Annotated in this window: 10 protein-coding genes; 3 read left to right on the top strand and 7 right to left on the bottom strand. The window is 75.1% G+C overall.

The window, feature by feature from the left end; translation table 11 throughout:
- Positions 1-9: 9 nt before the first annotated feature.
- The 3 genes from QWJ13_RS12390 to QWJ13_RS12380 all read right to left on the bottom strand — a co-directional run bounded on the left by QWJ13_RS12390 (position 10) and on the right by QWJ13_RS12380 (position 2505).
- The gene (locus QWJ13_RS12390) at positions 10-1002 is read right to left on the bottom strand and encodes a malate dehydrogenase (RefSeq protein WP_316523732.1); all 993 of its coding nucleotides are present in this window, start codon (positions 1000-1002) and stop codon (positions 10-12) included.
- 203 nt (positions 1003-1205) lie between these two features.
- A complete protein-coding gene (locus tag QWJ13_RS12385; RefSeq protein WP_316523730.1) occupies positions 1206-1631 on the bottom strand; it encodes a DUF3017 domain-containing protein in 426 nt (141 codons plus the stop codon).
- Between the two features lie 19 nt (positions 1632-1650).
- A complete protein-coding gene (locus QWJ13_RS12380; RefSeq protein WP_316523728.1) occupies positions 1651-2505 on the bottom strand; it encodes a bifunctional methylenetetrahydrofolate dehydrogenase/methenyltetrahydrofolate cyclohydrolase in 855 nt (284 codons plus the stop codon).
- Between the two features lie 498 nt (positions 2506-3003).
- Here QWJ13_RS12380 and QWJ13_RS12375 point away from each other — a divergent pair, with 498 nt between their 5' ends.
- A complete protein-coding gene (locus QWJ13_RS12375) occupies positions 3004-3642 on the top strand; it encodes a hypothetical protein (RefSeq protein ID WP_316523727.1) in 639 nt (212 codons plus the stop codon).
- 94 nt (positions 3643-3736) lie between these two features.
- Here QWJ13_RS12375 and purH read toward each other — a convergent pair whose 3' ends face one another.
- Positions 3737-5314, bottom strand: coding sequence for a bifunctional phosphoribosylaminoimidazolecarboxamide formyltransferase/IMP cyclohydrolase (purH, locus tag QWJ13_RS12370; protein WP_316523725.1), 1578 nt, complete (start codon positions 5312-5314; stop codon positions 3737-3739).
- The gene (gene purN / locus QWJ13_RS12365; RefSeq protein ID WP_316523723.1) at positions 5311-5970 is read right to left on the bottom strand and encodes a phosphoribosylglycinamide formyltransferase; all 660 of its coding nucleotides are present in this window, start codon (positions 5968-5970) and stop codon (positions 5311-5313) included. Before purN ends, purH begins: the two co-directional genes overlap by 4 nt.
- A 416-nt stretch (positions 5971-6386) precedes the next feature.
- Here purN and QWJ13_RS12360 point away from each other — a divergent pair, with 416 nt between their 5' ends.
- Entirely contained in the window at positions 6387-7031 is a 645-nt protein-coding gene (locus QWJ13_RS12360) for a hypothetical protein (RefSeq protein WP_316523722.1), read from the top strand.
- Positions 7032-7041: 10 nt separating this feature from the next.
- Here QWJ13_RS12360 and QWJ13_RS12355 read toward each other — a convergent pair whose 3' ends face one another.
- Positions 7042-8529: a cell division protein PerM gene (locus QWJ13_RS12355; RefSeq protein ID WP_316523720.1), complete on the bottom strand. Its 1488-nt coding sequence runs from the start codon at positions 8527-8529 to the stop codon at positions 7042-7044.
- A gap of 132 nt (positions 8530-8661) precedes the next feature.
- On the opposite strand from QWJ13_RS12355, the gene QWJ13_RS12350 reads away from it, so the two are divergent.
- On the top strand, positions 8662-11034 hold the full coding sequence (locus tag QWJ13_RS12350; protein WP_316523719.1) for a hypothetical protein: 2373 nt from the start codon (positions 8662-8664) through the stop codon (positions 11032-11034).
- 60 nt (positions 11035-11094) lie between these two features.
- On the opposite strand, the gene sucD is transcribed toward QWJ13_RS12350, so the two are convergent.
- Complete coding sequence (gene sucD, locus QWJ13_RS12345; protein WP_316523717.1) at positions 11095-11985, bottom strand: succinate--CoA ligase subunit alpha; 891 nt, start codon at positions 11983-11985, stop codon at positions 11095-11097.
- Between the last annotated feature and the right edge of the window lie 16 nt (positions 11986-12001).

Genomic DNA, 12001 nt, shown 5'->3' with positions numbered 1-12001 from the left:
GGGCGGGGCTCAGATGAGGCCCAGCTCCTGGACCGCGTCGCGCTCCTCGGTCAGCTCCTTGACCGAGGCGTCGATGCGGGCGCGCGAGAAGTCGGAGATCTCCAGGCCCTGGACGATCTCGAACTTGCCGTCCTTGGTGGTGACGGGGAAGGAGGAGATCAGGCCCTCCGGAACGCCGTAGGAGCCGTCGGAGACGACACCCATGGAGGTCCAGTCGCCCTCGGCGGTGCCGTTGACCCAGGTGTACACGTGGTCGATGGCGGCGTTGGCGGCCGAGGCGGCCGAGGAGGCGCCGCGGGCGTCGATGATGGCCGCGCCGCGCTTGGCGACGGTCGGGATGAAGTCGTTCTCCAGCCAGGCCAGGTCGCTGCCGACGGCCTCGAAGGCCGGCTTGCCGGCGACCTCGGCCTGGAAGATGTCCGGGTACTGGGTGGCGGAGTGGTTGCCCCAGATGGTGACGCGCTTGATGTCCGAGACCAGGGAGCCGGTCTTGGCGGACAGCTGGCCGAGGGCGCGGTTGTGGTCCAGGCGGGTCATCGCGGTGAAGCGCTCGGCCGGGACGTCCGGGGCGTTGCGCTGGGCGATCAGGGCGTTGGTGTTGGCCGGGTTGCCGACGACCAGGACCTTGATGTCGTCCGCGGCGTGGTCGTTGATGGCCTTGCCCTGCGGGCCGAAGATGCCGCCGTTGGCCTGGAGCAGGTCACCGCGCTCCATGCCCGCGGTGCGCGGACGGGCGCCGACCAGCAGCGCGACGTTGGCGCCGTCGAAGGCCTCGGCCGGCTTGTCGGTGATGGTGATGTCGCGCAGCAGCGGGAAGGCGCAGTCGACGAGCTCCATGGCGGTGCCCTCGGCGGCCTTGAGGCCCTGCGGGATCTCCAGGAGGCGCAGGTTCACCGGCACGTCGGCACCGAGCAGGTGGCCCGAGGCGATGCGGAAGAGCAGCGCGTAGCCGATCTGGCCGGCCGCTCCGGTGATGGTGACGTTGACGGGGGTGCGAGTCATTTCTACCTTCTCCAGCAAATCGCCAGGTGCCCCAGGCACACCGGCGCACTGGAGCCGAGGATGATCTCTCGACATCGAGAGACCGGCGTCAGGTTATCGCAAAGGGAAGCCTACGCCGCGGGTCCGGTCCTGGCTGATGCGTCACAGACACAGCACGGCCCCCGCCAGCGGTTGCCAGGCGGGGGCCGTCACAGGCCTGCGGATCAGTGTTTGGGCCGACCCATCAGCTGGCCGATGTTGTCCAGCAGCGGGATCTGCACCCACGGGTTCGGCTGCGCCACCAGGGTCAGCAGCACGATCGAGGCCCCCAGGAAGGTCAGCACGATGACGTCGGTGAAACGGCTGCGCACCGCCAGCATCCCGACCTCGGGCAGCGTCAGCCGCAGCACCGCGCCGAGCAGCACGCCGCAGCCGAGGATCAGCAGCCCGTACTTGAAGCCGTCCTTGAAGTCGGCGAACCAGGTGACCGCGAGGCCGGCGCCGACCACCAGCAGGACGAGCGTTATCGGCCACTGCCGTACGGGCAGGGCGTGATCGCGTCCGAGGGCCGCGGCCGAGCCCTCGGGCGGCAGGGTGCCGGTGGTCTTGACCGGCTTGCGGCCGGCCCCCGCCGGGCGCGGTTCAGTCATGCTCGCCGTCCCTGGGGTGTCAGATGCCGGCGCGGCGCTCGGCCGCCTCGACGATGTTGTTGAGCAGCATCGCGCGGGTCATCGGGCCCACGCCGCCGGGGTTCGGGGAGATCCAGCCGGCCACCTCGGCCACGCCCGGGTGCACGTCGCCGACGATCTTGCCCTCGCTGCGGCTGACGCCCACGTCCAGCACCGCCGCGCCCGGCTTGACGTCCTCCGGCTTGACCAGGTGCGGCACGCCGGCGGCGGCCACGATGATGTCGGCCTTGCGCAGGTGCGCGCCGAGGTCCCGGGTGCCGGTGTGGCACAGGGTGACGGTGGCGTTCTCGCTGCGGCGGGTCAGCAGCAGGCCGATCGAGCGGCCGACGGTGATGCCGCGGCCGACCACGACCACCTCGGCGCCGTCGATCTCGACGTCGTGGCGGCGCAGCAGCTCGACGATGCCCAGCGGGGTGCACGGCAGCGGGCCGTCGATGCCCAGGGCCAGGCGGCCGAGCGAGGTCGGGTGCAGGCCGTCCGCGTCCTTGTCCGGGTCCATCAGCTCCAGGACCGGGTTCTGGTCCAGGCCCTTGGGCAGCGGCAGCTGGACGATGTAGCCGGTGCAGGACGGGTCGGCGTTGAGCTCGCGGACGACGTTCTCGACGTCCTCCTGGGTGGCGGTGGCGGGCAGCTCGCGCTGGATCGAGGCGATGCCGACCTCGGCGCAGTCCTTGTGCTTGCCGTTCACGTACCAGCGGCTGCCCGGGTCGTCGCCGACCAGGACGGTGCCGAGGCCGGGCGTGACGCCCTTCGCCTTGAGGGCCGCCACGCGGGCGGCGAGTTCGGACTTGATCGCGGCGGCGGTGGCCTTGCCATCGAGAATCTGGGCAGTCATGACCCCATTCTCCCGGATCGCCGGGGGTCGCCGTACCGAGGGCTCGGACCGCGGCGTCCGGGTGGGCGGACGGGTGAACGCGCGGGTGAACGTACGGGTACGAAGGTCCGCCCCACGTTGCGGTTGCGCCACAGTCCCGGCCCGGCGCACCGACCGGCTGGACATCGCGCCGCCGTCCGGATGACGATATGCGGGCATTCCCGCCGCGTACCGGCCCCGTGACGGGCCGACGGACCCGCGGCGGGGCGTAACCGGGGGAAAGAGCCAGTGAGCCGACCACAGCAGTACGAGCAGTCCGACCGCGCGCCCGCGCCGCACCCGTCGGCTGCCTCGCACCCCTGACGCCCACCGCTCTGCCGAACCGCGGCGCCCGTCACCGCCGCCGGGCTGTCACCCCGCTCCGCTAGCGTGCCCTTCCGGCCGGTGACCCGACTCACCGACCGGCACCGGGCCGTCAGCGTCCCGTCCCCGCGTCCCCGTAACTGCCCGGAGGCATCCATGAGTTACCCGCCCGACCCGAACAACCCGTACGGCCAGCCGCCGGCCGCGCCGGGCTACGGCTACCCGCAGCAGGCCCCGCCGCCGCAGGCCGCGTACGGGTACCCGCAGCAGGCCCCGGCCTACGGGCAGCCGGCCCCGGGCTACGGGCAGTACGGCTACCAGCCGATGGGCGTGCCGCAGTCCATGCCGGGCCTGATGGTGACCGCCCGGGTGCTGCTGTTCATCGTCGGCGGCACCCAGGTGCTGGGCGCGCTGTTCTGCCTGCTCGGGGCCATGGCCACCAAGGGCGCCATGTCCCAGAGCAAGTCGACCGACGAGGGCCTGCTCGCGATCGGCGACGCCGCCGCCGGTGTCCTGGCCGTCGTCGGCGTCGTGGCCGCGCTGGCCGCCGCGCTGTCCATCACCCTCGGGGTGAAGTTCGGCAAGGGCGGCAACAGCGTCCGGGTCACCACCATCGTCTACGGCGTGATCGGCGGCCTGATCGGCCTGCTCGGCCTGGTCAGCTCGTTCGCCGCGACGACGGGCCAGGCGGCGAACCTCGTCGTCTCCCTGCTGTGGATAGGCATCAGCGTCATCTGGATCACCGGCGTGTGCACCAAGGACGCCGTCACCTGGTTCAACCGGCCGAAGTACTGACCGGTCGACGGACCGACGGCAGAGCGGCCCGGCTCCCTCCTCGGAGGGGGCCGGGCCGCTCTGTCATCTCGTCACATCACCAGTGCAACCGGGCTCAGTGGAAGAAGTGCCGCGCGCCGGTGAAGTACATGGTCACGCTGGCCTCGGCGGCCGCCGCGATGACCTCCTCGTCGCGGATCGAGCCGCCCGGCTGGACGATCGCCTTGACGCCGGCCGCGATCAGGATCGCCGGGCCGTCCGCGAACGGGAAGAAGGCGTCCGAGGCCGCGAAGGCGCCCTTGGCGCGCTCACCGGCCCGCTCGACCGCGAGCTTGCAGGAGTCCACCCGGTTGACCTGGCCCATGCCGACGCCGACCGAGGCGCCGTCCTTGGCCAGCAGGATCGCGTTGGACTTGACGGCCCGGCAGGCGCGCCAGGCGAAGGCCAGCTCGGCCAGCTCGTCGGCGGTCAGCGCCTCGCCGGTGGCCAGGGTCCAGTTCGCCGGGTCGTCGCCCTCGGCGTGCACCCGGTCGGCGTCCTGGAGCAGCACGCCGCCGGAGATCGGGCGCACCTCCTGGCGGTTGGCCGGGGCCTCGGGGGCGAGCAGCACCCGCAGGTTCTTCTTCTTGGTGAGCACCTCCAGGGCGCCCTCCTCGTAGCCGGGGGCCACCACGACCTCGGTGAAGATCGGGGCGATCTGCTCGGCCAGCGCGACGGTGACCGGGCGGTTGACGGCGATCACGCCGCCGTACGCGGAGACCGGGTCGCACTCGTGCGCCTTGCGGTGCGCCTCGGCGACGTCGGCGCCGGTCGCGATGCCGCACGGGTTGGCGTGCTTGATGATCGCGACGGCCGGCTCGGCGTGGTCGTAGGCGGCGCGGCGGGCGGCGTCGGTGTCGACGTAGTTGTTGTACGACATCTCCTTGCCGTGCAGCTGCTCGGCGCCGGCCAGGCCGCCGGTGCCGTCGCTGTACAGCGCGGCGCCCTGGTGCGGGTTCTCGCCGTAGCGCAGCACGTTCTGCCGCTCCCAGGTCGAGCCCAGGAACTCCGGGAAACGCTCGTCGCTGGGGGCGTAGCCGGCCTCGAACCAGGAGGCGACGGCCACGTCGTAGGCGGCGGTGTGGGCGAACGCGGCACCGGCCAGGCGCTTGCGGGTGGCCAGGTCGAAGCCGCCCTCCCGGACGGCCGTCAGCACGTCCTCGTAGCGGGCCGGGTCGACCACCACGGCCACCGAGGGGTGGTTCTTGGCGGCGGCGCGGACCATGCTCGGGCCGCCGATGTCGATCTGCTCGACGCACTCGTCCGGGGTGGCGCCGGAGGCGACGGTGGCCTTGAACGGGTAGAGGTTCACCACGACCAGGTCGAAGGGCTCGACGCCCAGCTCGGCCAGCTGCGCGCGGTGCGACTCCAGCCGCAGGTCGGCCAGCACGCCGGCGTGCACGCGGGGGTGCAGCGTCTTCACGCGCCCGTCCAGGCACTCCGGGAAGCCGGTCAGCTCGGAGACCTCGGTCACCGGGACGCCGGCGGCGGCGATCCGGCCGGCGGTGGAGCCGGTGGAGACGATGGCGACCCCGGCGGCGTGCAGGCCCTGGGCCAGCTCCTCCAGACCGGTCTTGTCGTACACGCTGATCAGCGCGCGACGGATCGGACGAACGTTCTCCGAAACGGGCGTGGTGGTGGAGCTGGCACTCATGCCGGAATCCATACCTTTCGGTCCTCGATGCGGTGACCCTCGCGGGCCAGCCGGCCCACGACGTCGACGAGCAGCTTGCGCTCGACAGTCTTGATGCGCTCGTGCAGCGCTTCGCCGCCATCGGCGTGGTCGGCGTCGACGACCTCGACGACGCCCTGCGCGATGATCGGCCCGGTGTCCACGCCGGAGTCGACCAGGTGGACGGTGCAGCCGGTGACCTTCACCCCGTACGCGAGCGCGTCGGTGACGCCGTGGGCGCCGGGGAAGGCGGGCAGCAGTGCGGGGTGGGTGTTGACGATCCGCCCGGCGAAGGCGGTGATGAACTCGGGGCCGAGGATCTTCATGAAACCGGCCGTGACCACCAGGTCCGGCTGGTACTCGGCGACGGCGGCGGTCAGCGCGCGGTCCCAGGCGGCCCGGTCCTGATGGTCCTTCACCCGGTGGACGAAGGTCGGCAGACCGGCCCGCTCGGCGCGCTCCAGGCCGACGATCCCGTCCCGGTCCGCGCCGACGGCCAGGATCTCGGCGCCGTACGCCGGGTCGGCCACGGCGTCGATCAGCGCTTGCAGATTGGTGCCGGAGCCGGAGACCAGCACCACCAGGCGGGCCGGTCCGGGCGTACGGGGCGGGAAGTGCTGGGCGGGGGCGGCGGCCACTGCGCGTTTCTCCGTAGCGTCGGGCGCCGTGCGCTGGTACGTCCACCGGCGGTGGGGCCACTACGAACGGCAGGTCGAGCGAGGGGTGACACCGGGCGAACCCGCCGCGACGCGGGCCCCGGGGAACCTCTGTGGGCTGCTGACCGTCACCACGATAACGGCTGGTCGGAGGGCCTCCACACCCTCCCGGCGGCGCTACGCGCGTAGTTGAGACGGGGATCTCCTCCGGCCCGTCGCAGGCCCGTCGCACCGGAGTTGCTCCCGGCCGCACCGACCCGCCCGAGTCCTCGGAAGGGACCGGCGGCGGACCGGCGGGCAGCCCCGGAATCAGGCTGCGGGATCATTGGGGGCGCGGGAGACGCCTCCGACGCGAGAGCCTCCGAACGAGCCCCGACCGAGAAGGAATGGCTGAACCCATGAGCAGCGGCGACGACACCGGCGAGCGCAACCCCTTCGCGCCGCCGCCGGCGGATGCCCCGGACCAGCCGTGGCAGCCGCGCAGCCCCTGGGGCGGCGGGGGCCAGGACGGCTCCGGGCAGGGCGGTGGCCGCCCCCAGGGTCCGCAGGGTCCGTCGCCGTGGGGCCCCGGCGGCGACGGTCGCCCCGGCCAGCGGCCGCCGGCCCCGCAGCCGCCCCGGCTCGACCCCGCCAACCCGGCCCACCGCAAGGCCCGCAACGCCGCCCTGGCCGGGCCGTTCGCGCTGGTCTGCCTGTTCGCGGGCTTCCACTGGCTCGCCCTGCTGATCGGGGCGCTCGGCATCGTCTGGGGCGTCGGCGCGCTGCGGACCCGCCAGTCCGCCCCGGCCGCCGCCGCGGTCGCGGGGCCGGGCGGCGGCCCGCACCCAGTCGCCCCGGCGCCGAACCCGCTCACCCCGGCCGCGCTCGCCGGCATCCTGACCGGCGCGATGACCATCGTGGTCGCCACCTCGGTGATCGGCCTCGGGTACCACTACCGCGAGTACGTCACCTGCGTCCAGGACTCGCTGACCTCCGTCGGCGCCCAGAACTGCGACCGGTACGCGCCGCAGTGGTACGTGGACTTCACCGGGAACGCCGAGTAGCCCGTCCGGGTCAGTCCTCCGGGCCCCGGTCGTCGCGGCCCGGCTCCTCGGGGCCCGGCCCCTCATCGCCCGGCCCCTCGGCGTTCCTGACGCGCGGTCGGGGCAGCGGTGGGGAGAGCCGCAGCACAAGGGCGTACGTACCGGCGCGCAGTTCCAGCGCGCTCCGGCGCGTCCATTGTGCGAGCCGGGCGTGCGCGAGCTGGAGGTACGCGAACCTCGTGTACCCGCGCCAGGTGCGCACGCCCCCGGCGCGCGCCGGTGCCAGCGCGCGGTAGCGCACCAGCAGGGCGCCCGGCACGGCGACCAGCGCGACCCAGCCCGCCGCCGCCAGGCCCGTCCACCAGGGCACCGGCCCCACCCAGGCCAGCCGGTCCCCCGCCAGCGCCCCGCCGGAGAGCCAGCCCAGCAGCGCCGCCCCGGCCCCGACCGACAGCGCCGCCGCCAGGGCGGCCACCGCCGTCGCGGCCGGCGGCCACGGCTCGGACCGCCGCCCGGAGGCCAACCCGCGCAGGCCCGTCGCCGCGCGGCCCAGCAGCACCGCCGGCACCACCCCGGCCAGCAGCGGCAGAACCGTCACCGCGAGCCGCCAGCCGCCCGGCCCGTCCGCCGGCAGCAGGGCGAACAACGGGAACTCCGGCACCCGGCCCAGCGCCGTACCGGCCGGCGACACCGCCGTCCCGCCGCCCACCGTGAAACCCGGGCCCAGCGCGTACGCCGCGCCCCACAGCACGGCGTTCGGCAGCAGCACCACCGCGAGCAGCAGCAGCCCCAGCACGGCGGCGGGCCCGCTCCCCAGCAGGGCCGTCCCGCGCCCACCGCCGGTCACCGCGGCCAGCACCGCCGAACAGGCCGTCAGCAGGGCGCCGGCCGCGATCAGTCCGGCCCCGGCCGCCAGCGCGGCCACCCGGACCACCGGCGCGCCGTCCGCCGGGCGGTACGGCGGCGGCAGGCGGTCCAGCGGGGAGTCGAACGGCCCGTCGAGGAGGGTGACCGAGCGGGCTCCGGCCGCCGTCGCCAGGCCCGCCACCAGCGCCACCACCAGGAGATCCGGCAGCACCCGGCTGCGGAACGTCCCGCTCCCCGCGCAGTGCAGCGTCACCCCGACGGCCACCGCGCAGTACCCCGCCCACACCGCCACCGGGCCGCCCCAGCGCGAACGCAGCCCGCGCCGCGCCGCCACCCCGGCGCCCGCCCGGTAGAGCCGCGCCACGGCCAGGACGCCGAGCAGCAGCGGAGTGACGCTCAGCGGAGCGTCCGACGCCCCGCGCAGCACCGGCGCGCCGTGCCCGAGCAGCCAGAGCACGCCCGCCAACCGGGTGACAGCGGGCGCGCCGTCGTCCGCGTACGGCGTCATCACCCAGAGCCCGAGCACCGGCACCCCGACCGCCGTCAGACCGACCAGAGCCGTCCGCACCCCCGCCAACACGTCGGCCAGCGCGGGGCGTCCGCCCAGTTCGCCGGGAGACTCCAGGATCGGACGGCCCATCAGCTGCGTCATGGGCCACATGGTGCCAAGGCGACTCGCCATGCTCCGTGAAGCGCCAAACCGCCGCCGTGTCCCAGATTATTGGCTTATGCGCATTTTCAGACCCTGCCCTCAAGCCGCCGGCGCCCCGGCCCGGAGCGTCTGATGACCACGCCGCCCACCGCAGACTCCCCCACCCCGGAGCGCCACCGCAAACCCGCCCGCGCCGGCACCGACGCGAGCCACCTGCTGCGGAAACTGACCCCCGGTGAGGCCCAGACCCTGGCCCACCTCGCGGCCGGGCACTCCCTCCCCCACACCGCCAGCGCCCTCGGGATCACCCCCACCACCGCCCGCGGCCGCCTCCAGCGCGCCCTGCGCAAGCTCGGCGCCCGCACCGAGGCGGAAGCCCTCGCTCTCCTCGCCGGGGCGCTGCCGCCCCCGGCGGGGGCCGGGCCGGGCGGGGACGGGGACGCGGCACCCGGCCCGGCCGTGGACCCGGGTACGGCACCGGGCGCGGGCACGGGTTCCGGCGCGGGCACGGGTTCCGGCGCGGGCTCGGGCACAGCCACAGCCACCCGCACGGGCTCGGGCACGGGCACGGCTCCGGGCGAAAGCGCGCCCCGAAAGCGGCGGCGCGCCCGCACGCGGACCGGGGAGCCCGCCCCGACGACCACCGGCGGCACCCAGCGGGGGTCCACGGCCGAGGGCAAGCGCGCGCAGGCGGGGCGGGGCAAGGACAGCGGCGCGGCACCCGGGGCTCCGGCCGCCCCGGACGAGCTCGTGCAACCGGCGTGGCTGGCTCAGGTCAAAGACCGCGGCACGGGCAACGGCACCCCGGCAGCCCCCGGCCGGGATGCGCGGCCGGCGCGGGACACGAGCGACCGCACAGCGCCCACGGCTCCGGCAGCCCGGCCGGCGCGGGGCACGAACGGCGGCACAAGCCCCTCGGCTCCGGCCGGGAAGCCGCGTCAGGACTCCGCTGCCTCTCGAAGCGGCACGACGTCGGCCGCCCGGAGGAACGGCGCGCCCGGGTCCGGACCGGAGAAGTGCGCGCCCGTCGGCCAGGACGACACGCGCGAGGCCCGGGCCGAGCGCAGCGCCTCCGCCTCGCCCGCGGCGGGCGCTCAGGAGCGAGCCGGGCAGGACGAGCCCGCGCTCCACGCCCAGAAGCCCGCCGAGCCCGCATCCGCCGCCCATGACCGAGAGCAGGCCGTACGCGACGACACGCGGAAGGCCCCGGCCGAGCGGAACGGCCCGGCCACGCACGCGGCCCGCGCCCGGGAACCCGCCGAGCACGACGGCACGCCGCGGCCCCCTGCAGAGCAGGCCCCCTCCTCCCAGGAGCCCGCCGCCCGTCGCGGGCCCTCCGCCCCGGCGGTCGGCCCCGGGCGGGCGGCGCTCGCCGCCGCCGCGTGCTCCGGGGCGGGCGAGGACCTCGATGCGGAGGTCCCGGTGATGAGCTTCGAGGAGCTGTACGAGGCGGCGCACACCCGGTTGGTGCAGCAGGTGTTCCTGCTGACCGCCTGCCGGCACCGCGCCGTGCACTGCGTACGGCGGGCGTTCGGGGAGGCGCGGCGGGGCTGGGCCGAGGTGGTGGCCTCGGGGAGCCCGGAAGGCTGGGTGCGGGTGCGCGCCTGCGAGCTGGCGCTGTCCCCGTGGCACCGGGGCGGGCCCCGCCGGGTGCACGGGTGGGCGCTGCCGCACCGGCGGATCAGGGTGCGGCCGGCCGACGAGTCCCAGGCGGTGCTGCCGGACCACGACCGGCTGACCGACCGCGACCGGGCGCTGCTGAGGGCGCTCAAGCGGCTGCCCCGGCCGCAGCGCCGGGCGCTGGTGCTGCACGACGGGCTGGGGCTGCCGGCCGTGGCGGTCGCGGTGGAGGTGGAGTCCACGCGGACGGCGGCGGAGGGGCGGGTGTGGAGCGCCCGGACGGCGCTGGCGCAGTGGGTGCCGGACCTGGTCGGGCCGGATCCGGCGGCGCCGGGCTTCGCGGACGGGCTGAGCGAGCTGCTGCACCGGGCGGCGGTGCGCGGGTGTCCGGAGCCGCACCGGACGCCGGTGATGCTGCTGCGGGCCCGGCACCGGCTCTGGACGGCGAGTCTGACGGGCGCGGCGGCGCTGCTGACGGTGGCGGTGGCCGGGGCGGCACTGGCGACCCTGGCGGGGCTGCGGCCGGCGCAGCTGTTCCGTTCGCAGGAGCCTCCGGCGCCCACGCTGTGCGTGCCCGCCGGCCTCCCCGCGCCGTTGCCCGCCCCCCTGCCGCTGCCCGTCGCCGTCGCCGGCGTCACCGAGGCGGAGGCGGCGGAACCGGGCCTGCCGCTGCTGCCGGCCGGGCCGCCGAACGGCAGCATCACCAGCATCTGGTGCAGCCCGGCGCCGGGCCTGGCGGCCGTGCTGGTGGAGCCGCGCCACGAGGCGGCCGCGCGCTGGGAGCTGCCGGCCGCGGCCCGGGGCGCCGCTCCCCCGCCGCAGGGCACGGTGGCCTGCCCGCGCTGGCTGCCGCGGCCCTGCGCCGCCGATCCGGGGGCGCGCTGAGGAAACGGCGAGCGCCCCCGCCCGGAAGGGGCGGGGGCGCTCGTCACGCGCGGTGCGGGATCAGGCCTGGGCGGCGAAGATCTCGCGGGCCAGGCGGGCGGTCTCGGACGGCGTCTTGCCGACCTTGACACCGGCGGCCTCCAGGGCCTCCTTCTTCGCCTGGGCGGTGCCCGAGGAGCCGGAGACGATGGCGCCGGCGTGGCCCATGGTCTTGCCCTCGGGGGCGGTGAAGCCCGCGACGTAGCCGACGACCGGCTTGGTGACGTGCTCGGCGATGAAGGCCGCGGCACGCTCCTCGGCGTCGCCACCGATCTCACCGATCATGACGATGAGCTCGGTCTCCGGGTCCTCCTGGAAGGCCTTGAGAGCGTCGATGTGGGTGGTGCCGATGACCGGGTCGCCACCGATGCCGACGGCCGAGGTGAAGCCGATGTCCCGCAGCTCGTACATGAGCTGGTAGGTCAGGGTGCCGGACTTCGAGACCAGGCCGATCTTGCCGGCCTTGGTGATGTCGGCCGGGATGATGCCGGCGTTCGACTGTCCGGGGCTGATCAGGCCGGGGCAGTTCGGGCCGATGATGCGGGTCTTGTTGCCCTTGGCACCGGCGTGCGCCCAGAAGGCGGCGGTGTCGTGCACCGGGACGCCCTCGGTGATGACGACGGCCAGCGGGATCTCGGCGTCGATGGCCTCGACGACGGCGGCCTTGGTGAAGGCCGGCGGCACGAAGAGGACGGAGACGTCGGCGCCCGTCTTCTCCATCGCCTCGGCGACGGTGCCGAAGACCGGGATCTCGGTGCCGTCGATGTCGACCGTGGTGCCGGCCTTGCGCGGGTTGACACCGCCGACGATCTGGGTGCCGGAGGCGAGCATGCGGCGGGTGTGCTTCATGCCCTCGGCGCCGGTCATGCCCTGGACGATGACCTTGCTGTCCTTGGTAAGGAAGATAGCCATGGTGTTAAGTCCCCTT

The sequence above is a fragment of the Kitasatospora brasiliensis genome (assembly GCF_032654805.1).
Taxonomy (GTDB): Bacteria; Actinomycetota; Actinomycetes; order Streptomycetales; family Streptomycetaceae; genus Kitasatospora; species Kitasatospora brasiliensis.
This window is presented reverse-complemented; position numbering and strand designations above follow the sequence as displayed.

What these genes read in the sequence shown, in the direction of transcription:
- QWJ13_RS12390 (WP_316523732.1), bottom strand. Translation starts at nt 1,002, where the DNA reads ATGACTCGCACCCCCGTCAACGTCACCATCACCGGAGCGGCCGGCCAG.
- QWJ13_RS12385 (WP_316523730.1), bottom strand. Translation starts at nt 1,631, where the DNA reads ATGACTGAACCGCGCCCGGCGGGGGCCGGCCGCAAGCCGGTCAAGACC.
- QWJ13_RS12380 (WP_316523728.1), bottom strand. Translation starts at nt 2,505, where the DNA reads ATGACTGCCCAGATTCTCGATGGCAAGGCCACCGCCGCCGCGATCAAG.
- QWJ13_RS12375 (WP_316523727.1), top strand. Translation starts at nt 3,004, where the DNA reads ATGAGTTACCCGCCCGACCCGAACAACCCGTACGGCCAGCCGCCGGCC.
- purH (WP_316523725.1), bottom strand. Translation starts at nt 5,314, where the DNA reads ATGAGTGCCAGCTCCACCACCACGCCCGTTTCGGAGAACGTTCGTCCG.
- QWJ13_RS12360 (WP_316523722.1), top strand. Translation starts at nt 6,387, where the DNA reads ATGAGCAGCGGCGACGACACCGGCGAGCGCAACCCCTTCGCGCCGCCG.
- QWJ13_RS12355 (WP_316523720.1), bottom strand. Translation starts at nt 8,529, where the DNA reads ATGACGCAGCTGATGGGCCGTCCGATCCTGGAGTCTCCCGGCGAACTG.
- QWJ13_RS12350 (WP_316523719.1), top strand. Translation starts at nt 8,662, where the DNA reads ATGACCACGCCGCCCACCGCAGACTCCCCCACCCCGGAGCGCCACCGC.
- sucD (WP_316523717.1), bottom strand. Translation starts at nt 11,985, where the DNA reads ATGGCTATCTTCCTTACCAAGGACAGCAAGGTCATCGTCCAGGGCATG.